Raw genomic sequence first — 23257 nt, 5'->3', positions numbered from 1 at the left:
GGCCCGTAAAGTGTTAAATCCTGTGTTTTGTCTACTGCAATACGTTTGATGTACTTTGCGTTAATCTGATCAATACCTGTGTCTTGGGCGGCCTGCGCTAGGCCGCCATTTTTATGCCTGCAAAACACCATCAATCATTACAACTGAGCGAACCGGTAGAAGAGAAGCAAACCCTGGTGACAATAATAGAGGTCTTGGGGGATGATTAATCCCCCAGATTGAGAAACAACAGATGATTAGCGGAAGCGAGCATCGCGATCGGACGTCATACCGTACAGTTGATATTTGCGGCTCAGCATTTGCCCACCATCGCGGGTCAGTGGTGTCCAGCCGATCCCTGCACGGCTACGGGAAGGAGACGTGGTCAACAATTCCAGAGGCACGGAAATGTAGAAGCCCTTGGTGAATGAACCTTCACCATATTCCTTTTGAGACGCATCCGTAAACGAAGCATACACGCCGGCCACAACACCGCTGTCAAAGCGTCTCGACAGCCCCAGCGTCGCCCCTTTGTCTTTCGCCAGATACTGGCCCACGCTTAAGGCAACCAGCACATCATCAGCAAAAGGCGGCTTCCAATAACCGGTAATATGCCCGGTGACGACATCATAATCGGCAAAACGCATCATGTCGTCCCAGTCACGCTGTTTAACCCAGTTAGCATTCACGCCAACCGCCCAGTCGCTGTCTAATGGCCGATAGAGCAGTTCCCCACCAACGCCACCGAACATGCTTTCCAGATAGCCACCGTACACCTGCCCATAGATGCCATTCCCAAAGGATTGGAAGTAATTGGCTTGCAGATCGTTGATGTACACATCGTTCCCAACATATTCACGAATATGGGTACGCACCCGTGGTAATTGGGAGTCTGGCGGCGGTGCCGTATAGTTGAATCTACCGTAGTTGTTCGCCAGGTTAACAAACACGCTGCCACTCGTTAATAAATGATCTGTTGCCCACCAGCTAGCACTGCCCAGCAAACCAATCTGATACAAATAGAATGATTCTGCACCGCCTACCGACTGGGTTAACGTTGGTGACAGACTGAAACTCAGCCGGTCATCCTCGATGTAGTAACCTTGCTCAACATTCTCTGGCAACTGGGGCTCAAGGCGTTTTTGCTGCAACGTCTGTTCCTGCCCAAGTGGGTAGCCTTCCAGTTGCGAACGCAAACTTTTTACATCAGTCCTGGTTGTCACCTGCGGCAGATTATAACGAGTCTCTGTCACATCCAGCGTATCAACACCTGCTGGAAGGTGATTCATGAGAATAATGTTAGCTCGCTCAACCCCGTCTTCGCTATAGCGATAACGAGACTGGGTCCCCGTCATATACAGGGTATTGTCTTTCACCTGAATCTTAGGCGCGGTAAAACCCGCTTGATCTTCAAGTTCAGAAAGCTGGTTGGTCACCACATCCATCTGCAGTTGTTCGCCCTGCGGCTCAGGCTGGTAGACTGGCTTTGACTGATCAACATGGGAAGACGTTAAATCGTTAAAGTTAGTGCGTAAGGTAACCCCTGCCATCAAGGTATTGCCGCGCTCATAACTCAGGTTAACGTCGGCCCAATCGGTGACACGGTAAACCGCACCAACGTTAAATTTGCTGTCTTGCGTAAGCTTACCGGCAAAGTCACCCTGATAATCATTCCCTTCGTATTCCAACTTCAAGCGCAGCGGTTGCCAAGGGGTCTGATACTCAACACCACCAAAAATAGCCGCAGGCCCACGGAAAGATTCGCCAAGGTCAATCGTGCCGCCATTCGTCGAATGCGAGTTGTCACGCTTACAGAAGCGATCGCCAACATCACAGAACGGGTTCCTGACGTTGCCACTGTTACCCAAATAGCCCCATCCCATACCCAAGGTAAAATCGAGAGGCCCCCAGGCTTTACTGGCCACCAGGTATTCACCATCGAACAACCCGGTGCCGCCGATGTCACGCACCCCCGCAGAGACCTCAGGCAGCCAATACCCTTCTTCCCAAAGACGCACTTTCACATCAAAAGACTTGTCTTTATAGGTTTGGTCACCGCTGAATGATGGGTCACTACTGTATTTACGCGTCCGCACATCGGTATATCGGACAGTGGTCTCTAACCATGGCATGGCTTGAACAGAAATCGAATAAAAACGGTATTGATCATTATCACGGTAGTTAAAACTGAACTCGCCCTCTTTCGCCATGCGCGCAGTCGGAGTTTGCAGCAAACCCGCGCCGCCGAAGTCAGTCTGAGATGGCCCTAACGGGGCAGGATATGAAGCCGCCTGACACGCATTCGCGACAGACAGCGCAACCAAGCTAAATAAGTAACGTTTTTTCATCAGTCTGGGATCCGGTGCGTCAATAACGAAATAATCTGCTCGTTGATGTCTTTGAAATCTTCAGGCAATGCGGAAACAGCAAACCCCAGAAATAAAAGACTCCCTGGCGTCATTTCATTATGCCGCCGGTTCCAGTACGCAACAGGAACGGGCTGTGCCTCCCCCTGAGGAGTAATAATCCAGGCGGTATCGTCTTCAGCCCCATCAAGACGCTGAAGCCCGGTAAAATAATCACTGACATCTTTTCCGACTAAGAAATCACGTTTGCCATACGGTGCCAATGCGCCTAACAGCGTGACCCTTTTGGGCTCCACCGTTACATAAACTTGATATTGCCCCGACAACCGACGGTCAAGCACGGGATCTAACTGGATCCTATCAGGATCAAGCGGCACAAACAGGCGGCCAACGACTTTAATCTCAGCAAGTTGGGCATAGACGCTGTCAACCGTTGCCGCCAGCGACGTATCGCCATCTTGCCGCAAAACCGCACTGAGCGCCTTCAAGCGCGCTAATACTTGCTGTTGCTTGTGCTGCTGGAGTTGAGTGGCGCTCGGCACGGCAATCACCGCTCCCGGCCACCAAACGTTGCCTTGCAAAGCCGGGTTGTTCAGCACGAGGTTCTCTAACGTAGGAACATTTTTGAGAGTCACTGACGCCTTATCCGGATAAAAAATGGTTATCTGGCTTTCTGCATGTGCAGAGTTCAGTGAAAGACACAGGAGTGTGCTCAAAAGCAGATTAATTTTTTTCATTATGCCTCTGCTTCAATAATAGAATTTCAATCGGGAAAAAGTCCGCACCCATGGATTGCTCTGATTTAACTACCCTGCCCGTTTGCGGATCCAACCAGAAGCTGTTTACCCAGCTTTTACCTAAGCCATCAACGTTCACTGTCTCTTCAATGACGTGATAAGTCTGGCTCTTACCGCCAATAACCAGAGATTTATCTGCTAATCGGTGAAATACCGATTCGGCATAGCCGGAACGGACCTGATTATCTTCAGTCCAAGAAAGCAGATATGACCAGCGAGCACCCTCCACCAGATGCTGTGGATCTGCCAAAGGATCCTGCTCCAGATTAGACACACTGAGCAAATTATCCTTCCAACCCAGCGTCTTGACTACCCGGCCATTTCTTAGCGTCATTAAAGTGCGGTCCTGACTCACCCACTTCTCTTCGCCGTTTTCAAACGCCCCGAGCACCATCACAATCTGTTGCTGTCCATCAATACGAACATAAGCGCTAGGCTTGGAGAGGCTCTGGATCTCTTGATCGGTGAGTTCAATATCCGACGATTCAAACAAAGAATGATAAATTGCATCATTAACGTTTTTTTGGGCTGACGTACAGGCCTGGAGAGATAGGCATATGATTAACAAAGATAGATAGCGCAATTGAGCAATCCCGGCACGTAGATAAAAAAAAAGAATAACCGCTATTTTATCTTTAGCCCTGAAGTTGCGGTTACAAAAAGAAGTGTCAGTTCGACCAACTCGTCAGGTTCTACCCACTCCCTGCAACACCAAGCTCTGTAGCGATATGCGGTTATTCTTTTACTGTTTATTTCGTTCTGGTCGTGGTCGTGGTGGTAGGGCTAATAGCAACCCCATCCTCTTCACCACCCCGGTTTTCGGCCACCATTGCGCACGCAGCAGCAACAGCAACAGCACTAGTCCCCGCAGCAACCGCCTTACCTTTAGCGCCAATAACAGCGAAAGCAGCCCAAGAATTGGAAGCACCGAGTAAAGCCATAACGACTAATACCGGATACAGTATTTTCTTCATACACACCCCTTTTCGTAGTAGTAAATCAAGTGCTTAGGGCACTTTCTTAAATTGTTAGCACACCCTTCGAACTTATCACTGTGAGATTTAACCCAGGTTAAGCTCATCGGTAGCTCAATATACCCTTAATTTGAAATTGCTGAAACATTGGTCACACAGCAACACCAAAAATGCTGGATATACACCTAACACCCTACAGCTTAAAAGGAAAAAGGTGTCATCAATAAGCTTAATTTTTATAGCACAATAAATAATAAAAACAAACTTCATGAGAATTTTAGGAAAAAGCTCAACCCTATAATATATCTTATATTTTTTATGGAACACGTCCATTACAGGGTAAGTATATCAATCATCTACAGATAAAATATTTTGTATCGCAATAGGACAGCTACCAAACAAATCCACTGTTATCACTACGCATCAAACTGGTGTGGGCTCAGCATTGTGGATGCTATGAATGGAATTATTTTCAGTATAGACCCAAAATAATTCGATTTACTTGTAAAAGACAGGGGGCAGCCAACATCCAAGCTGCTTGAAGTATGACGACTACAGACAAGCAAATCACTTATTGTGCGAAGGATGAGCCCCATAATCGGGCTCATCCTTCAGTGCATCAATACCTGTCAATCGAACGCTGGCAGGTTTTGCTCACAGATTAACGCCATGCTTTAAAGCGATTGATCAGGCCATTGGTTGAGCTGTCGTGGCTCTCTACGGCTTCTTTGCCTGCCAATTCAGGCAGAATGCGGTTTGCCAGTTGCTTACCCAGCTCCACACCCCATTGGTCGAAGGTGAAGATATTCAGGATCACACCTTGGGTAAAGATCTTGTGCTCATACAGGGCAATCAGGCTGCCCAAGCTGAACGGTGTGATCTCACGCAACAGAATGGAGTTAGTTGGGCGGTTACCTTCAAATACCTTGAATGGTGCGACATGCTTCACGTCTTCCGGCTTTTTACCCTGTAGCGCAAACTCTTCTTCAACGGCTGCCAGTGATTTACCAAATGCCAGAGCTTCCGTCTGGGCAAAGAAGTTTGATAGCAACTTGGCGTGGTGGTCGCTTAACGGATTATGGCTGATCGCCGGAGCGATAAAATCACAAGGAATCAGTTTAGTGCCTTGGTGAATCAACTGATAGAACGCGTGCTGGCCGTTGGTCCCTGGCTCACCCCAGATGATTGGGCCAGTCTGGTAATCCACCGGATGGCCGTTGCGATCCACATATTTGCCGTTGGATTCCATGTTGCCCTGCTGGAAATAGGCGGCAAAGCGATGCATATATTGGTCGTACGGCAGAATCGCTTCGGTTTCTGCACCGAAGAAATTGTTGTACCAGATACCAATCAGAGCCAACAACACAGGTAGGTTGTTCTCGGCAGGCGTCTGTGCAAAATGCTTATCCATCTCGTGCGCACCGCTCAGCAACTGCTCGAAGTGGTCAAAGCCCAGCGACAGCGCAATAGACAAGCCGATAGCCGACCACAGTGAGTAACGGCCACCGACCCAATCCCAGAACTCGAACATATTGTCGGTATCAATCCCGAACTCGGCCACCGCTTTACCGTTAGTGGACAATGCCGCAAAGTGCTTCGCCACGTGCTTCTGGTCACCTGCGGTTTTCAGGAACCAATCGCGCGCACTGTGGGCGTTGGTCATGGTTTCCTGGGTAGTGAAAGTTTTAGAAGCCACCAGGAACAGCGTTGTCGCCGGATCCAGCGGTTTCAGCGTTTCGGCAATATGGGTGCCATCCACGTTGGAAACGAAGTGCATGTTCAGGTGGTTTTTATACGGACGTAGCGCTTCGGTCGCCATATAAGGACCAAGATCGGAGCCACCGATACCAATATTCACTACGTCGGTAATCGGCTTGCCGGTGTAACCTTTCCAATCACCGTCAATCACGCGATCACAGAATTGTTTCATTTTTGCCAGCACCGCATTCACTTCCGGCATCACATCTTTGCCATCGACCATGATTGGCGTATTGCTGCGGTTACGCAGTGCGACATGCAATACGGCGCGATCTTCGGTACGGTTGATCTTCTCACCAGCGAACATCGACTTAATCGCGCTCTGCAGGTCAGTTTCTTTCGCCAGCGCTTGCAGTTTTTCCAGGGTTTCTGCCGTGATGCGGTTTTTGGAATAATCCACCAGCATCTGATCGTTGAACGTGGCAGAGAACTTGGCGAAACGCTCGCTATCCTGAGCAAACAGATCGCGGATCTGCACGTCTTTCATTTGTTCAAAATGCTGTTGCAGGGCTTGCCAAGCAGTGGTTTGACTAGGATTGATATTTTTCATAGCGACGCTCTTATGCTTGAGAATAGAAAGGAAGGTGATTGGCCGATTGTAGCCTGTTCGCCTGTGATTAGGATCCCTTTTCTTGCGATAGGTATTCACTGTCAAACTGAAACCGCCGCTTTTTACCTTTCCACAACAACCCTTCCGTCTTTCGGGCAACAACCTGTTATCACCACCATAAAGATGAACATCCCTCAACCTTTGCCCGTTGACAGCAGCACATAAACCCGCTATTCCTAACAACCTACTTGCGCACCCGGTGCGCAAGCCAGAAGAGGCGCGTCGCCCAGGTAGAGTGTCAGAGGAGCCGTTATCCGATGACGGCATTTGAGGGGGAGCGACGCCGAGGCGCGGTGAATGCGGCAATCATCACGTCGGCTACAGGGGCTGAATCCCCTGAGTTGTCACCATGGGCCACCTTGCAGGGTGGTCAGCAAGGTGGGGCGCTTCTGGGTGTATCGTAGCCTCAACCTCTACGCCTGCTCCCTGTTTACCGCTCTCCCCTTGTGCCAAGGCTATGGAAATCAATTGCCATGTGAATGGCATCCCTGACACGAGGCTTTACATGAATCAAGCAGCCCCCCTGAACAATACCGTAGTGGCAAAATTTGGCGGCACCAGCGTGGCCGATTTCGATGCGATGAACCGCAGCGCCGATGTCGTCCTGTCCAATCCTAATGTCCGCCTGGTCATACTCTCTGCTTCTGCGGGTATCACCAACCTGTTGGTGGCCTTGGCCGAAGGGTGTAACGCCGAAAAACGCACCTACCAGCTCGATGAAATTCGTCGTATTCAATATGCCATTCTCGATCGCCTTGATAATCCGGCAGTGATCCGTGAAGAAATCGACCGCATGCTGGAAAATATCGCCATGCTGTCGGACGCTGCTGCCTTGGCCACTTCCCCCGCCTTGACCGACGAACTGGTCAGCCATGGTGAACTGATGTCCACCCTGCTGTTTGTGGAAATCCTGCGCCAACGCCATATTCAGGCTGAATGGTTCGATGTGCGTAAAGTGATGCGTACCGACGATCATTTTGGCCGCGCAGTGCCGGACCATGCCGTATTGACCGAACTGGCTCAGACGCTGTTGAAACCGCGCTTGCAAGAGGCTCTGGTCATTACCCAAGGTTTCATCGGTAGCGAAGCCAAAGGCCGGACTACCACGCTGGGCCGGGGTGGCAGCGACTACACCGCCGCACTGCTGGGTGAAGCGCTGAACGTCAGCCGTGTGGATATCTGGACCGATGTCCCTGGCATTTACACCACCGATCCGCGCGTGGTGCCTGCCGCCAAGCGCATCGACAAAATCGCCTTTGAAGAAGCAGCAGAAATGGCCACCTTTGGTGCCAAAGTGCTGCATCCGGCAACGCTGCTGCCCGCCGTGCGCAGCGATATCCCGGTTTTTGTCGGTTCAAGCAAAGATCCTGCTGCGGGGGGGACGCTGGTGTGCAACACCACAGAAAACCCACCGCTGTTCCGGGCGCTGGCGCTGCGCCGCAAGCAAACTCTGTTGACGCTGCACAGCCTGAATATGTTGCACGCACGCGGTTTCCTGGCTGAGGTATTTAACATACTGGCGCGCCACAATATTTCTGTCGATCTGATCACCACATCTGAAGTCAGCGTGGCACTGACGATGGATACCACCGGTTCTACCTCTACCGGTGGCAGCCTGCTGACCACCTCACTGCTCACCGAACTTTCTTCGCTGTGTCGGGTTGAAGTGGAAGAGAATCTGGCCTTGGTTGCCCTGATTGGTAACAAACTTTCCCAAGCCTGCGGCGTCGGCAAAGAAGTGTTTGGTGTGCTGGATCCGTTTAATATCCGTATGATCTGCTACGGGGCCAGCAGCTATAATCTCTGCTTCCTGGTACCGGGTGACGATGCAGAGCAGGTGGTACAAACGCTGCACCGCAACCTGTTTGAATAATACGACTGACTATACCCAAAATAATTCGAGTTGCTTGTAGGCGGCAACTGAATAACAAACCGGTCAAAGACCGGTTTGAACAGCGCTTGCGCTGGCCCGCAGGGGGAGCCTCATTTATGAGGCTCATAATCCTCAGGAGCTTACTCAAGTAAGTGACTGGGGTGAGTGACAAATCTGCGAAAGCAGATTTGAACGCTGCTTGCAGCGGCCCCGAAGGGGCGAGGCCCAGGATGGGCCTAGTAACGCAGCCAACACCCAAGCAACTTGAAGTATGACGGGTATAAATGCCTTGTGAAGGGAAACACTATTAATGCTGGCAAAAATAACCCGTTTATTCCCGCTGTGGGCCGTACTGCTTTCCGTCGCTGCTTATTACACCCCTGCCACCTTTACCGGCCTTAGCCCTTATATCAGCCCATTATTGATGCTGATTATGTTTGCTATGGGCGTGACGCTGCGTCTGGACGATTTCAAACGCGTGCTATCGCGCCCCGGCCCGGTAGCCGCTGGGATCTTCCTGCATTACCTGATTATGCCGTTGGCGGCGTGGCTCCTGGCGTTGCTGTTCCATATGCCGCCGGATCTCTCCGCCGGTATGGTATTGGTGGGCAGCGTCGCCAGCGGTACAGCGTCCAACGTGATCATTTATCTGGCGAAAGGCGATGTGGCACTTTCAGTAACTATTTCAGCCGTCTCTACGCTGGTTGGCGTGTTTGCCACACCGCTGTTGACGCGCCTGTACGTCGACGCCGAGATCAGCGTCGATACTATGGGGATGTTATTGAGTATCCTGCAGATCGTGGTGATCCCGATCGGCCTGGGCTTGATCATTCATCATACCTTTACCAAAGCGGTAAAACGCGTCGAACCGTTTCTACCGGCACTGTCGATGGTCTGTATCGTGGCCATCATCAGCGCGGTCGTGGCAGGCAGCCAGAGCCATATCGCCTCTGTAGGGTTAGTGGTTATCGTCGCCGTGATCCTGCATAACGGTATCGGGTTAGTAAGCGGTTACTGGGGCGGTAAACTGTTCGGCTTCGATGAATCCACCTGCCGCACGTTGGCGATCGAAGTAGGTATGCAGAACTCCGGGCTGGCCGCCACGCTAGGCAAGATTTATTTCTCGCCATTGGCGGCGTTACCCGGCGCGTTGTTCTCGGTGTGGCACAACCTTTCCGGCTCCCTGTTGGCCGGTTACTGGTCTGGCCGCCCCACCAAGAAAGAGTAGTTCACCGTATTCCCCACACTGCCGATATCGTTAGTGTGGGGAATTTATCGCTTTAATCGGCATCGTACCCCAAGTTCGGGGCCAACCAGCGTTCAACCTCGTTCACTTTCATGCCCTTGCGTGCCGCATAATCCTCCACCTGATCGCGCTGAATTTGTGCCACGGCAAAATATTTGCTCTCCGGATGGCTGAAATACCAACCAGAAACCGCCGCTCCCGGCCACATAGCGAAGGATTCGGTCAATTTCATACCGGTATGGCGGTTTACGTCCAACAACTGCCAGATCTCGGCCTTTTCGGTATGCTCTGGGCAAGCCGGGTAGCCTGGCGCAGGGCGAATACCCTGATAATTTTCCCGAATCAGCTCTTCGTTACTCAGGTTCTCATCTGCCGCAAAGCCCCAATGCTGTTTGCGCACCTGCTCATGCAGGTATTCGGCAAAGGCTTCCGCTAAGCGATCCGACAACGCCTTTACCATGATCTTGTTGTAATCATCGTGTTTAGCGTCATAGGCTGCCGCCAACGCATCTTCTTCCAGCCCGCCAGTGACGGCAAAAGCACCAAAGTAATCGGCCTTGCCGCTACTTTTCGGTGCCACGAAATCTGCCAAGCAGTAGTTCGGGAAGTCGGTTTTTTCAGTTTGCTGGCGCAGATGGCGGCTCACCACCCGCACCTCGTCGCGGTTTTCATCGCGATAAACCTCCACGTCGTCACCCACACTGTTAGCCGGGAACAGGCCGTAAACACCGCGTGGGTTGAGGCTGCCGCTTTCTACCAGTTGATCCAGCATCTGGTTAGCATCGTGGAACAGGCGTTTTGCCTCTTCCCCTACCACTTCATCTTCCAGAATGCGCGGATATTTACCCGCCAGCGACCAGGTCATAAAAAACGGCGTCCAGTCGATATAGTGGCGCAGTTGGTTAATACTCGCCGTCACCGGGAACACCCCCAGTTGGTTCGGCACCGGTGGCTGATAGTTTTCCCAATCCAGCACCATGGCGTTATCCCGCGCCTGCTGCAGGCTGACCGGCGGAGTGCGCGGTTTCTTGCGCCCATGTTGGATACGCACGGTTTCATACTCTTTGCGCGTGCGCGCCACAAACTCCTCACGCTGGGTATCCGACAGCAGCGCCGACACCACACCGACGGTGCGTGAGGCGTTTTGCACATAAGTGGTTGGCCCACTGTAATTCTGTTCGATCTTCACTGCGGTATGCGCTTTGGAGGTGGTCGCCCCGCCAATCAGCAGCGGTAAAGTGAAGCCCTGGCGTTCCATCTCCTTAGCCACGTTCACCATCTCATCCAGCGACGGGGTGATCAGGCCCGACAGGCCGATAATATCCACCTTCTGTTCACGCGCGGTCTTGAGGATTTTGTCCGTCGGCACCATCACGCCCAGATCGATAATTTCGTAGTTATTACATTGCAGCACCACGCCGACGATGTTTTTGCCGATGTCGTGTACATCGCCCTTCACCGTCGCCAGCAGGATTTTACCTGCGGTAGTGCCCTTCTGCTTACTGGCCTCGATATAAGGTTCGAGGTAAGCCACCGCTTGTTTCATCACACGGGCAGACTTCACCACCTGCGGCAGGAACATTTTCCCTTCGCCAAACAGATCGCCCACCACGTTCATCCCGGCCATCAGCGGCCCTTCGATCACTTCGATCGGGCGTTCCGCCTGTTGGCGCGCTTCTTCGGTGTCGAGCTCAATAAACTCGGTGATACCTTTAACCAGTGAATATTCCAGCCGTTTGGCTACCGGCCAGCCGCGCCATTCCGCCTGCTGCACCGCCACTTCGTTATCTTTGTTACCACGGTATTTTTCCGCCAGATCCAGCAAGCGCTCGGTGCTGTCCGGGCGACGGTTGAGGATCACATCTTCCACCGCGTCGCGCAGTTCAGTACTCAGATCGTCGTAGATCGCCAGTTGCCCGGCATTAACGATCCCCATATCCATGCCGTTACGGATGGCGTGATACAGGAACACCGCGTGGATCGCCTCACGCACCGGATCGTTACCACGGAACGAGAACGACACGTTGGAAACGCCACCGGAGATCATCGCGTGCGGCAGGTGGGTTTTGATGTCGCCGCAGGCTTCGATAAAGTCGACGGCATAGTTGTTATGCTCTTCGATCCCGGTAGCGACGGCAAAAATGTTCGGGTCAAAAATGATGTCTTCCGGCGGGAAACCGACGCGTTCGGTGAGGATCTGATAAGCGCGGCGGCAGATCTCGAACTTGCGCTCGCGGGTATCGGCCTGGCCGACTTCGTCAAACGCCATCACTACCACCGCCGCACCATAACGGCGCACCAGTTTGGCATGCTGGATAAAGGCCTCTTCGCCTTCTTTCATTGAGATAGAGTTAACGATGCCTTTGCCCTGAATGCATTTCAGGCCCTTTTCGATCACGCTCCATTTGGAAGAGTCAATCATGATCGGCACCCGCGCAATATCCGGTTCACCAGCAATCAGGTTGAGGAAACGCACCATTGCCGCTTCGGCATCGAGCATGCCCTCATCCATATTGATGTCGATGATCTGCGCGCCGCTTTCCACCTGCTGGCGCGCCACGTCGAGCGCCTCGCTGTATTTTTCTTCTTTGATCAGACGCTTGAAACGGGCCGAACCGGTAACGTTAGTGCGTTCACCGACGTTGACGAATAACGACTTCGCATCAATATTCAGCGGTTCCAGGCCGGATAAACGGCAGGCGACCGGCAGTTCTGGCAGCTGGCGCGGCGGCACACCGGCTACCGCTTGCGCCATCGCCGCAATATGAGCTGGCGTGGTGCCACAGCAACCACCGATGATATTCAGGAAACCAGCCTGCGCCCATTCGCCGACCTGTTTAGCCATTTCTTCGGCATCCAGATCGTATTCACCAAACGCATTCGGCAAACCGGCGTTGGGGTGCGCGGTCACGTAACTTTCAGAAATGCGCGCCAGCTCCGCCACGTATTGGCGTAATTCATCCGGGCCGAGGGCACAGTTCAGGCCGAAAGTCAGCGGCTTAACGTGGCGCAGCGAGTTGTAGAACGCTTCGGTGGTCTGGCCGGACAGGGTACGACCGGAAGCATCGGTAATGGTGCCGGAAATCATGATCGGCAGCGTCACACCCAAAGCTTCAAATTCGGTTTCTACCGCGAAAGCTGCGGCTTTGGCATTTAGAGTATCGAAGATGGTTTCGATCATGATCAGATCGACACCGCCAGCCACCAGCGCGCGGGTTGATTCACGGTAGGCTTCCACCAACTGATCGAAAGAGACATTGCGGAATGCCGGATCGTTAACATTGGGTGAGATAGAAGCGGTACGGTTGGTTGGGCCCAACACCCCGGCGACGTAGCGCGGTTTATCTGGGGTGCGCGCGCTCCATTCATCGGCACAGGCACGGGCCAACAATGCAGCCTGGTAGTTAATTTCGGCAGACAGCGACTCCATATGGTAGTCGGCCATGGCAATGGTGGTGGAGTTGAAGGTGTTGGTTTCGAGAATGTCGGCCCCGGCCTCTAGATAGCCGTTGTGGATCGCCGTGATCACCTCTGGCTTGGTCAGCACCAGCAGATCGTTGTTGCCTTTCAGGTCGCTTTGCCAATCAGCAAAACGTTCACCGCGATAATCCTGCTCCTCCAGCCGATAGCTCTGGATCATGGTGCCCATACCGCCGTCCAACACTAAAATACGCTGCGCTAACTGCTGACGCAGTTGTTCTACTCGATTTGTCACAGTCATCCCTCATACCCACCGACTTTAAAATTGCTCTCAAAAATCTACCGGATATAGATAATCGCCATCGCCCAAATAAACGAGCCATCCTAGCACAGGTTAGGTCAGCAGAGGTGTGAGCACTTATTGAGAGTTTTTCATGCTCGGCGTGCTTCAAGTCGCTTGGCCAACAGATCCGATGAGCGGATATGTGTATTGCAATTCATACTCAAAAAACGAAAATGAATTCCACCATACGGAAAATAGAAGGTGAATCATGGCCACTCCCGTACCCGCCAAGCGCGGCAAGAAGCCGCGTGCCGCAGCCCCCGCTGCCAGTGCCGCAACCGGTCAGGTCCAGTCACTGACCCGTGGCCTGAAGTTATTGGAATATATTGCTGAGGCGCACGGTAATGTGGCGCTGACCGATCTGGCCCAGCAGGCCGGGTTGCCTAACTCCACCACCCATCGCCTGCTCACCACCATGCAACAGCAAGGGTTTGTACGTCAGGTGGGCGATCTTGGCCTGTGGACCATGGGCGCACATGCGTTTGTGGTCGGCAGCAGTTTCCTGCAGAGCCGCAATCTGCTGGCGATGGTGCACCCGACGCTGCGCCGCCTGATGGAAGAATCGGGCGAAACGGTCAATCTGGCAGTCTTGGATACCAGCGAATATCAGGCAGTCATTATCGATCAGGTGCAATGTACGGCATTGATGCGCATGTCAGCCCCTATCGGTGGCAAATTGCCCATGCACGCCTCTGGCGCGGGCAAAGCCTTTCTGGCGACGCTTTCAGACGATCAGGTCACCAAATTGCTACATAAAAAAGGCATGCAGACCTATACGGTACACACCCTGACACCGCATAACCTGAAAGAAGGATTGGCGCAGATCCGCAAACAGGGTTTTTCGTTTGATGATGAAGAACATGCGCTCGGCCTGCGTTGCGTTGCAGCCTGTATCTTTGATGAGCACCGAGAGGCTTTTGCGGCGATCTCCATTTCCGGCCCGGTTTCACGCATCACCGACGATCGCGTAACAGAACTCGGCGCACTGGTGATACACGCAGCGAAGGAAATCAGCCTGGAATATGGTGGGGTGCGTTAACATTTCCAGCAGCCCTCACCTTGGCCAATCGGCTGAGGTGGGGAAAAACCCCTGTTGTATTTCTGTGACAACCTGTAGAGATCTTGTTTCCCTGCCAAGCAGAACCATGAAGCCGATCACAGTTAACGATCCTGTCAGCTAAAGCCGATTGCCTAAGGCAACAGGTTATCCGATATTGTTACCGATAACATGTTACCGGTAACTTACTCTGACAGTAACGACACCATCGGCAATCGCCTATCAGGGCCGCCACGTGAGGACAGAATGCTTAACGACACCTTATCCCGCGTAACACAACGCATCATCGAACGCTCAAAACCGAGCCGCACCACCTATCTGGCGCGCATCGCCGCAGACCGTTCTCACACCGTGCATCGTTCACAATTAGCCTGTGGCAATCTGGCGCACGGCTTTGCCGCCTGCCAGCCCGATGATAAAGCCGCGCTGAAAAATATGGTGCGTAGCGATATCGCTATCATCACTGCCTATAACGATATGCTTTCAGCCCACCAGCCTTACGCAAATTACCCGCAACGGCTGAAACAGGCGCTGCACAGCGTGGGGGCTATCGGCCAGGTGGCCGGTGGAGTACCCGCCATGTGCGATGGCGTCACTCAGGGGCAGGATGGCATGGAGCTTTCATTGATGAGCCGCGATGTGATCGCCATGTCCGCCGCTGTCGGGTTGGCGCATAACATGTTCGACGGTGCGCTGTTCCTCGGCATCTGCGACAAGATTGTGCCGGGGCTGGTGATGTCAGCATTGTCCTTCGGCCATTTGCCTGCGGTGTTTGTGCCTGCCGGGCCAATGAGTAGCGGCCTGCCAAATAAAGAAAAAGTGCGGGTGCGTCAGCTTTATGCCGAAGGCAAGGCCGATCGCCACGCCCTACTGGAAGCCGAGGCGGCCTCTTATCACAGTATCGGCACCTGTACCTTCTACGGCACCGCCAACACTAACCAGATGGTAATGGAAGTGATGGGCCTGCATCTGCCGGGGGCCTCCTTTATTCACCCGGACACGCCACTGCGCGATGCGCTAACCGACGCCGCCGCACGCCAGGTGACCCGGCTGACCGAAACCAGTGGCCAGTATTTACCGATCGGCCAGTTGATGGATGAAAAAGTGGTGGTTAACGGCATAGTTGCCCTGTTGGCTACCGGCGGTTCAACCAATTTAACCATGCATCTGGTCGCCATGGCGCGAGCAGCGGGCATTATCATCAACTGGGATGATTTCTCTGAGCTTTCCGATGCCGTACCGCTGTTATGCCGCATCTATCCCAATGGCCCGGCTGATATCAATCAGTTCCAAGCCGCCGGAGGCGTACAGCTGGTAGTGCGTGAGTTGCTGAAAAACGGCCTGCTGCATCAGGATGTGCATACCGTCGCCGGTTTTGGTCTTGAACGCTATACCCAGGAACCCTGGCTGGAAAATGGTCAATTGGCCTGGCGCGATGGAGCGCAACATTCGCTGGATAACAACGTGATTGCCAGCGTCGATGCGCCCTTTGAACACCACGGCGGTACCAAGGTGCTTTCCGGTAATCTTGGGCGAGCGGTGATGAAAACCTCGGCGGTACCCGCCGAGCACCAGATTATCGAAGCCCCTGCCATGGTGTTTGACAGCCAGCACGATATCGCACCCGCTTTTGCAGCCGGTAAACTGAACCAGGACTGTGTGGTGGTGGTGCGCTTCCAAGGTCCACAGGCCAACGGCATGCCGGAATTGCATAAACTGATGCCACCACTCGGGGTGCTGATGGATCGTGGCCTCAAGATCGCGTTGGTGACCGATGGCCGCCTTTCAGGTGCCTCCGGCAAAGTGCCTGCGGCGATCCACGTCACGCCAGAAGCCTATACCGGCGGGATGTTGGCAAAAGTACAAAATGGCGATCTGATCCGCGTTAATGGCCAAACCGGCGAGTTGCAACTGTTGGTGGATGCTGCGGAGTTGGCCCAACGACCCCCTTATCAACCCGATCTGAGCGCCGAACGCGTCGGCTGTGGCCGCGAACTGTTTAGTGCGTTACGCAGCCAGCTTTCCGGCGCAGAACAAGGCGCTTGCTGCATCCCCTTTTAATCATTCGTTTTGGCTCAGCCATGCTGGGCCAAAGCTTGTTCGGCAAGTAGACGTTGGCTGAAGCGGCGCTTTTTGCGGTAGGCAAACACATCTTCCACGTGCCCGTTCTTAATCCGCTGTTGCAAACCCCGCCAGTAATCCGCTTCAAACAAATCGCTGTGCATCTCTTCGAATACCTGCCGGATACGCCGATCGCCACACAGGAAATGGCGAAACTCTTCTGGAAAAACATCGTTCGGTGAGATGCTGTACCAAGGTTCACTGGCCATTTCATCTTCCGGGTAACGCGGCGGTGGGATATCGCGAAAATTCACCTCGGTCATGTAGCAAATCTCGTCATAGTCGTAGAACACGACGCGCCCGTGGCGGGTGACACCGAAGTTTTTAAACAGCATGTCGCCAGGGAAGATATTCGCCGCCGCCAGTTGCTTAATCGCATTACCGTATTCTTCTATTGCATCATGCAGTTGCTGTTCGTTGGCCAGCTCCAGATACAAATTCAGCGGCGTCATCTTCCGTTCCATATACAGATGCTTGATGACCACGCGATCGCCGAGATCTTCCAGCTTTTCCGGTACTTCCTGTTGGAGTTCCGCCCACAGTTCCGGGCTGAGCCGCGCCTTATCCACCACAAAATTCTCATACTCCTGCGTATCCGCCATGCGACCAACGCGATCGTGTTCCTTCACCAACTGGTAACAGGCCATTACCTGAGCCTGCGTGACCTCTTTCTGCGGGGCAAATTCATCCTTGATCACCTTAAACACCCGATCAAAAGACGGCAGGGTAAACACCAGCATCACCATACCTTTCACGCCCGGCGCAATAATGAACTGTTCCTGCGACCCCGCCATAAAGGTCAGGTATTCGCGATAACATTCCGTTTTGCCGTGCTTCTGGCAGCCGATCGCCATGTACAGTTCGGCAGTCGTTTTGCCCGGCAGGATCTCACGCAGCCATTCCACCATTGCGGCAGGCAGCGGTGCATAAACCATAAAGTAAGAACGGGCGAAACCAAATACGATGCTGGCCTCGGCTTTGCTGGTCAGGCAGGTATCAATAAACAAGGCACCGGAATCGCTGCGATGGATCGGCAACAGGAACGGATAAACACCGTCTGCCAGCCGCAGTTTGCCCACCAACCAGGCGGCTTTATTACGATAAAACAGCTCATTAGCAACCTGGAGCGTCGCCCCGGCCAGTTGCTCAGGGTTGAAGTCCCGCTGCAATGTCTGAGTGATATAACCGATATCACGTGGCAGATCCTCCCACGCCAGCCGCAGCGGCAGATCGCTCAGCAAGCTATGCAACATGGCGGCCATATCACCATGAGGCATAAAATTACGCGACAATGGCCGTGGGATATCTCGAAAACGTTGCTCGGGCTGTGAACTGAATACAAACAGCTTATCCGGGGTTAAATCACGGTGTTTAAACAGGCGGCAATAAACCGAATTAAAAAAACTCTCGGCAATTTCAAAACGCGGGTAATCCGGCAGCAATTCGGTGTACACCGCCTTCACCCGGTTGGGGAAGTCCGCATCGTAATAGCGTTGCCCGGTGATACATTTCAACTGTTCCACCACCAGGCCCACATGGTGATCGTAAAGATGGATACGCTTCTTCATCGCCTGCTGCACGGCAGGCCAATCAGCCTGCTCAAAGCGCTGCTGCGCCCCGGCAGTGACTTCCAGAAAGCGACCATATTGTGCATCAAATCCCTGCAAGATCGTCTGCGCGATTAACAATTCCCGTTTTGCCACCATCGTTCCCCTCCTGCCCACGAGGCAGAGCCTGCAAATGCAGGCTCTGAATGACACATTGCTACTACGGTGAGATTAGAACTGCTGTTCTTCAGTCGATCCGGTCAGCGCGGTAACGGAAGAAGCTCCGCCCTGAATCACCGTGGTGACTTTATCGAAGTAGCCAGTGCCCACTTCCTGCTGATGCGAGGCAAAGGTATACCCACGTTCAACTGCCGCGAACTCCGGCTGCTGCACTTTTTCGACGTAGTGCTTCATACCTTCGCCACGGGCGTAGGCGTGTGCCAGATCGAACATGTTGAACCACATGCTGTGAATACCGGCCAAGGTGATGAACTGGTATTTGTAACCCATGGCAGACAGTTCGTCCTGGAAGCGAGCGATAGTCTGATCGTCCAGGTTCTTCTGCCAGTTAAAGGACGGTGAGCAGTTGTAGGCCAGCAGCTTGCCGGGGAATTTGGCATGAATGGCATCGGCAAAACGCTTCGCCGCCGCCAAGTCTGGGGTCGAAGTCTCACACCACACCAGGTCGGCGTAAGGAGCGTAAGCCAAGCCACGGCTGATTGCCTGTTCAATACCGGCATGGGTACGGAAGAAACCTTCAACGGTGCGCTCACCGGTCACAAAAGCGCTGTCATACGGATCGCAATCAGAAGTCAGCAAATCTGCCGCATCAGCATCGGTACGCGCAATCAGCAGGGTCGGCACGCCGAGCACATCCGCCGCCAGACGTGCAGCCACCAGTTTCTGAATCGCTTCCTGCGTCGGCACCAATACTTTACCGCCCATATGGCCGCATTTTTTCACTGCTGCCAGTTGGTCTTCAAAGTGAACCCCGGCAGCACCGGCTTCGATCATCGCTTTCATCAGCTCGAACGCATTCAGCACGCCACCAAAACCGGCTTCCGCATCGGCTACGATCGGCAGGAAATAGTCGGTATAACCTTTGCTACCCGGCTCAATCTGGTTAGCCCATTGGATCTGATCGGCACGGCGGAAGGTATTATTGATACGCTCAACCACCGCCGGGACAGAATCCACCGGATACAGCGACTGATCAGGGTACATGGCGGAGGCGGTATTCGCATCCGCAGCTACCTGCCAACCCGACAGATAAATCGCTTCTACGCCCGCTTTCGCCTGCTGCAAAGCTTGGCCACCGGTCAGTGCACCTAAGCTGTTGACGTACCCTTTGCGTGATTTACCGTGCAGCAGTTCCCACAACTTGGCCGCACCGTTTTGCGCCAGCGTGCATACCGGGTTAACTGAACCGCGCAGGTTGATCACATCTGCGGCACTGTAAGGGCGGGTAATCCCTTCCCAACGTGCTGATTTCCATTCCTGTTCCAGTTGTTGGATCTGTTGGGTACGAGAGGTTGTCATATTTTTATCCTTTGCAATTAATGTAGGGTTAATAGTCAGGAACGGTTTATCAGGCCAAGAGTTCGTAGCCGGGTAGAGTCAGGAAATCGATCAGTTCATCTTGCGTAGTAATACGCTCCATCAGGTGCGTCGCTTCTTCAAAGCGGCCAGCGCTGTAGCGCGCCTCACCCAATTCTTCACGCACCACCAACATTTCTTCTTTCAGCATTTGACGGAACAGCGCTTTGGTCACCAGTTGGCCGTTACTGAGGCTCTTTTCATGGTGGATCCACTGCCAGATAGAGGTTCGGGAAATTTCAGCAGTGGCCGCATCTTCCATCAGGCCATAAATCGGCACGCAGCCATTGCCAGAGATCCAGGCTTCGATGTACTGCACCGCAACACGGATATTGGCGCGCATCCCCGCTTCTGTACGCTCACCCTCACAAGGCTCCAGCAGTTGAGCGGCAGTGATCGGCGCGTCCTGCTCACGCAGTACTTCCAACTGATTGCGGCGATCGCCCAAGATGCGATCGAAAACCTCCATCACCGTATCGGCTAAGCCCGGATGTGCCACCCAAGTACCGTCGTGGCCGTTAGTGGCTTCCAGCTCTTTGTCTGCCCGTACCTTAGCGAGCACGATGGCATTCTGCTCTGCATCTTTGCTCGGGATAAATGCCGCCATTCCCCCCATCGCAAAAGCCCCACGCTTATGACAGGTTTTGATCAGCAAGCGTGAATAAGCACTGAGGAAAGGTTGGGTCATGGTGACGGATTGGCGATCCGGCAGCACACGCTCACCGTGGTTCTTCAGCGTTTTGATATAACTGAAAATGTAATCCCAACGGCCACAGTTCAACCCGACGATATGATCGCGTAGGTGATAGAGGATTTCGTCCATCTGGAAGACGGCAGGCAAAGTCTCGATCAGCACGGTCGCTTTGATCGTACCGCGTGGCAGTTCGAAGCGATCTTCGGTAAAGCTGAACACGTCACTCCACCAAGCCGCTTCCTGCCAAGACTGGGTTTTCGGCAGATAGAAATACGGGCCGCTGCCCTTTGCCAGTAACTGGCGATAGTTATGGAAAAAGTACAAAGCAAAATCGAACAGTCCACCGGGAATGGCTTCACCTTGCCACTGCACATGTTTCTCTGGCAAGTGCAGGCCGCGCACACGAGCAATCAATACCGCTGGGTTCGGTTTGAGCTGGTAAATCTTGCCAGCTTCATTGGTATAAGAAATGGTGCCGTTCACCGCGTCGTGCAGATTGATTTGCCCCTCGATCACTTTGTCCCAGCTTGGGGCCAGCGAATCTTCGAAATCGGCCATAAATACTTTGACGTTGGCGTTCAATGCGTTGATCACCATCTTGCGTTCAACCGGGCCAGTAATCTCGACCCGGCGATCGCGTAAGTCTTCTGGAATGCCACGGATTTTCCAGCTTCCGTTACGAATGGAATCAGTTTCCGAAATAAATCCCGGCAAACCACCGCGATCGATGCTCTCCTGCCAGCAGACGCGCGTGGCCAATAGCTTATTGCGCTGTGGAGTAAACTTTACCACCAGTTCCGCCAGGAATTCGACCGCGTCATCCGTCAATACCTGCCGCTCAGCCGCGCTGAAAACCCGCGTAAACGTTAACTCCGTGCCAGCCATCTGTTGCATCATTGTCTTGCTCCTTCCCCATCATTCCGTACTGCCATTGCTGGCGGTACGAAGTATTATTATCGGAAACCACAGCAATTCAGGGTGAACATACAACCTCTTATTGGTTAGATATCAGCCCTTTTGACTCTAGAATAACCAACAAAAATTAAAAATCAAAAACGATTTCCATTATTTTATTAAATATTTATTTAACCTTTTATTATCAATAAATTACAAAAAATATCATTATTAACAAACAAGGAAAGCAGTTCCGACAATACAGATTTATGCTGTATCAATTTGTTTTAAAAGGATTAATGTCAGATAGGGGATTGGAAAGTACCGAGGAGAGCAGCAGAACAAACAGAGGTGGCCTCGATTCAGCCACCATGTCAGGGAGGAAGGTTACTCTAGGGTAGGATTCATATGACGCAGATCGAACGGGGTGATCTGGTAAACGTAGTAATTCAGCCAGTTGGAAAACAGCAGGTGCCCATGGCTACGCCATGAAGCTTTGGGGGGCAGTTCAGGATTGTCTTCAGGGAAGTAATTCAGCGGAACGCTCGGGTTAAGCCCAGCATCATGGTCACGAAAATACTCGCCCGCCAGCGTCAACGTATCATACTCAGGGTGCCCGGTAACAAACGCCAGGCGCTTGTCGCGGCTTGCAAACAGATAGGCACCAGCCTCATCAGACTCGGCCATAATATCCAGATCGGTATACTGACGGATGATTTCAGTCGGGAAGTCGGCATAGCGCGAATGTGGAGCCAGAAAGGTTTCATCAAAACCACGGGTCAGCAAGGCATGCTGCTGCAGCGTCTGATGCTGATACACCCCAGAGAGCTTTACCTCCCTGGTCATCTTCGGAATACCATACAGGATGTTTAACGCCGCCTGTACCGCCCAACAGACAAACAGCGTGGAAGTAACGTGGTTCTTTGCCCAGTCGATTACACGCTCGATCTGCGGCCAATAGGCCACATCACAGAAATCAATGAGGCCCAGAGGTGCACCAGTGACGATTAAACCATCAAAGTTGTCATCCTGAATATCTTCAAAATTGCAGTAGAAATTGTTCAGATGCTCGGCAGGCGTGTTCTTCGATTCACGACTGTCGATACGCAGCAATTGAATATCGATCTGCAGCGGAGAATTAGAAAGCAGGCGTAGAAACTGGTTCTCCGTCTCGATCTTTTTTGGCATCAGATTGAGGATAAGCACTTTTAACGGCCTGATTTCCTGTGTTTTTGCTCGTGAGGATGTCATCACAAAGACATTCTCATTACGCAAAAAACTCACTGCAGGTAACTCATCAGGAACACGAATCGGCATTGTCTCACCCTCACATATCCATTTATACGTTTAGACTTCTAGATGCCTGAAGATAGCGTTTTTTTATCACCATGTCGAGTCTTCAACTGGCAGGTGAAAATGTTTCATCGCTAAAGGGAAGATTGAGTTCAAAATATGAATTTGGCAAATCAATAAAAGCAAAAAGGCCATCCTTGCGGATGGCCTCTCGGCTTAATTGATGCTTGGCAGTGTCCTACTCTCGCATGGGGAGACCCCACACTACCATCGGCGCTACGGCGTTTCACTTCTGAGTTCGGCATGGGGTCAGGTGGGACCACCGCGCTATTGCCGCCAAGCAAATTCTTTAATTCTTTTCTGCCAAACTTCTAAACCACTTCAATAAAGTGGTGCTGATACCCAGAGTCGAACTGGGGACCTCACCCTTACCAAGGGTGCGCTCTACCAACTGAGCCATATCAGCACACAAATTTGATGCCTGGCAGTGTCCTACTCTCGCATGGGGAGACCCCACACTACCATCGGCGCTACGGCGTTTCACTTCTGAGTTCGGCATGGGGTCAGGTGGGACCACCGCGCTATTGCCGCCAGGCAAATTCTTTCTCATTCCAGCCGTTACATCACATACTCCTCTCTCGTATGCACGCAACCACCAGAACCAATCTCGGAACATCCGCTGAAAATCA

14 protein-coding genes, 1 tRNA gene, 2 rRNA genes and 1 riboswitch are annotated in these 23257 nt (G+C 52.7%); of the genes, 4 read left to right on the top strand and 13 right to left on the bottom strand.

The genetic code is table 11. From position 1 onward, the window contains the following. Nucleotides 1–236 precede the first annotated feature (236 nt). The 5 genes from IV04_RS07275 to pgi form a co-directional block, all read right to left on the bottom strand. Nucleotides 237–2327, bottom strand: a complete 2091-nt coding sequence (locus IV04_RS07275; protein ID WP_037403967.1) for a YjbH domain-containing protein — start codon at nt 2325–2327, stop codon at nt 237–239. Next, nucleotides 2327–3082, bottom strand: coding sequence for a capsule biosynthesis GfcC family protein (locus tag IV04_RS07270; RefSeq protein WP_037403965.1), 756 nt, complete (start codon nt 3080–3082; stop codon nt 2327–2329). Before IV04_RS07270 ends, IV04_RS07275 begins: the two co-directional genes overlap by 1 nt. Continuing rightward, nucleotides 3069–3725: a YjbF family lipoprotein gene (locus IV04_RS07265; RefSeq protein ID WP_037403963.1), complete on the bottom strand. Its 657-nt coding sequence runs from the start codon at nt 3723–3725 to the stop codon at nt 3069–3071. The genes IV04_RS07270 and IV04_RS07265 overlap by 14 nt, the downstream gene beginning before the upstream one ends. Before the next feature lie 166 nt (nt 3726–3891). After that, nucleotides 3892–4116: a hypothetical protein gene (locus IV04_RS07260; protein WP_037403962.1), complete on the bottom strand. Its 225-nt coding sequence runs from the start codon at nt 4114–4116 to the stop codon at nt 3892–3894. Between the two features lie 661 nt (nt 4117–4777). Continuing rightward, on the bottom strand, nt 4778–6424 hold the full coding sequence (gene pgi, locus IV04_RS07255) for a glucose-6-phosphate isomerase (RefSeq protein ID WP_037403960.1): 1647 nt from the start codon (nt 6422–6424) through the stop codon (nt 4778–4780). Nucleotides 6425–6688: 264 nt separating this feature from the next. Then, nucleotides 6689–6881: riboswitch (Lysine riboswitch) on the top strand. Nucleotides 6882–6989: 108 nt separating this feature from the next. On the opposite strand from pgi, the gene lysC reads away from it, so the two are divergent. After that, the gene (gene lysC, locus IV04_RS07250; protein ID WP_037403958.1) at nt 6990–8357 is read left to right on the top strand and encodes a lysine-sensitive aspartokinase 3; all 1368 of its coding nucleotides are present in this window, start codon (nt 6990–6992) and stop codon (nt 8355–8357) included. 310 nt (nt 8358–8667) lie between these two features. Then, entirely contained in the window at nt 8668–9585 is a 918-nt protein-coding gene (panS, locus tag IV04_RS07245) for a ketopantoate/pantoate/pantothenate transporter PanS (RefSeq protein ID WP_037403957.1), read from the top strand. A gap of 52 nt (nt 9586–9637) precedes the next feature. Here panS and metH read toward each other — a convergent pair whose 3' ends face one another. Beyond that, nucleotides 9638–13324, bottom strand: coding sequence for a methionine synthase (metH, locus tag IV04_RS07240; protein WP_152562832.1), 3687 nt, complete (start codon nt 13322–13324; stop codon nt 9638–9640). Between the two features lie 250 nt (nt 13325–13574). Here metH and iclR point away from each other — a divergent pair, with 250 nt between their 5' ends. Next, on the top strand, nt 13575–14405 hold the full coding sequence (gene iclR, locus IV04_RS07235; protein WP_037403956.1) for a glyoxylate bypass operon transcriptional repressor IclR: 831 nt from the start codon (nt 13575–13577) through the stop codon (nt 14403–14405). Between the two features lie 264 nt (nt 14406–14669). After that, complete coding sequence (edd, locus tag IV04_RS07230; RefSeq protein ID WP_037404028.1) at nt 14670–16484, top strand: phosphogluconate dehydratase; 1815 nt, start codon at nt 14670–14672, stop codon at nt 16482–16484. A gap of 14 nt (nt 16485–16498) precedes the next feature. Here the strand turns inward: edd and aceK are convergent, their stop codons facing one another. From aceK to rrf (IV04_RS07195), 7 genes are all read right to left on the bottom strand, one after another. Continuing rightward, complete coding sequence (aceK, locus tag IV04_RS07225; protein WP_037403955.1) at nt 16499–18250, bottom strand: bifunctional isocitrate dehydrogenase kinase/phosphatase; 1752 nt, start codon at nt 18248–18250, stop codon at nt 16499–16501. Between the two features lie 72 nt (nt 18251–18322). Continuing rightward, the gene (gene aceA, locus IV04_RS07220; protein WP_037403953.1) at nt 18323–19630 is read right to left on the bottom strand and encodes an isocitrate lyase; all 1308 of its coding nucleotides are present in this window, start codon (nt 19628–19630) and stop codon (nt 18323–18325) included. A 49-nt stretch (nt 19631–19679) separates the two neighbouring features. Further along, nucleotides 19680–21278: a malate synthase A gene (gene aceB / locus IV04_RS07215; RefSeq protein WP_037403952.1), complete on the bottom strand. Its 1599-nt coding sequence runs from the start codon at nt 21276–21278 to the stop codon at nt 19680–19682. 384 nt (nt 21279–21662) lie between these two features. Beyond that, nucleotides 21663–22592, bottom strand: a complete 930-nt coding sequence (metA, locus tag IV04_RS07210) for a homoserine O-succinyltransferase (protein ID WP_037403949.1) — start codon at nt 22590–22592, stop codon at nt 21663–21665. Between the two features lie 201 nt (nt 22593–22793). Then, nucleotides 22794–22909 (bottom strand): 5S ribosomal RNA (gene rrf / locus IV04_RS07205). 49 nt (nt 22910–22958) lie between these two features. Continuing rightward, nucleotides 22959–23034: transfer RNA gene (locus IV04_RS07200), tRNA-Thr, on the bottom strand. A gap of 13 nt (nt 23035–23047) precedes the next feature. After that, nucleotides 23048–23163: ribosomal RNA gene (rrf, locus tag IV04_RS07195) — 5S ribosomal RNA — on the bottom strand. Nucleotides 23164–23257 lie beyond the last annotated feature (94 nt).

Origin of the sequence: Serratia sp. Ag1 (genome assembly GCF_000743355.1) — a bacterium.
GTDB lineage: Bacteria > Pseudomonadota > Gammaproteobacteria > Enterobacterales > Enterobacteriaceae > Chania.
This window is presented reverse-complemented; position numbering and strand designations above follow the sequence as displayed.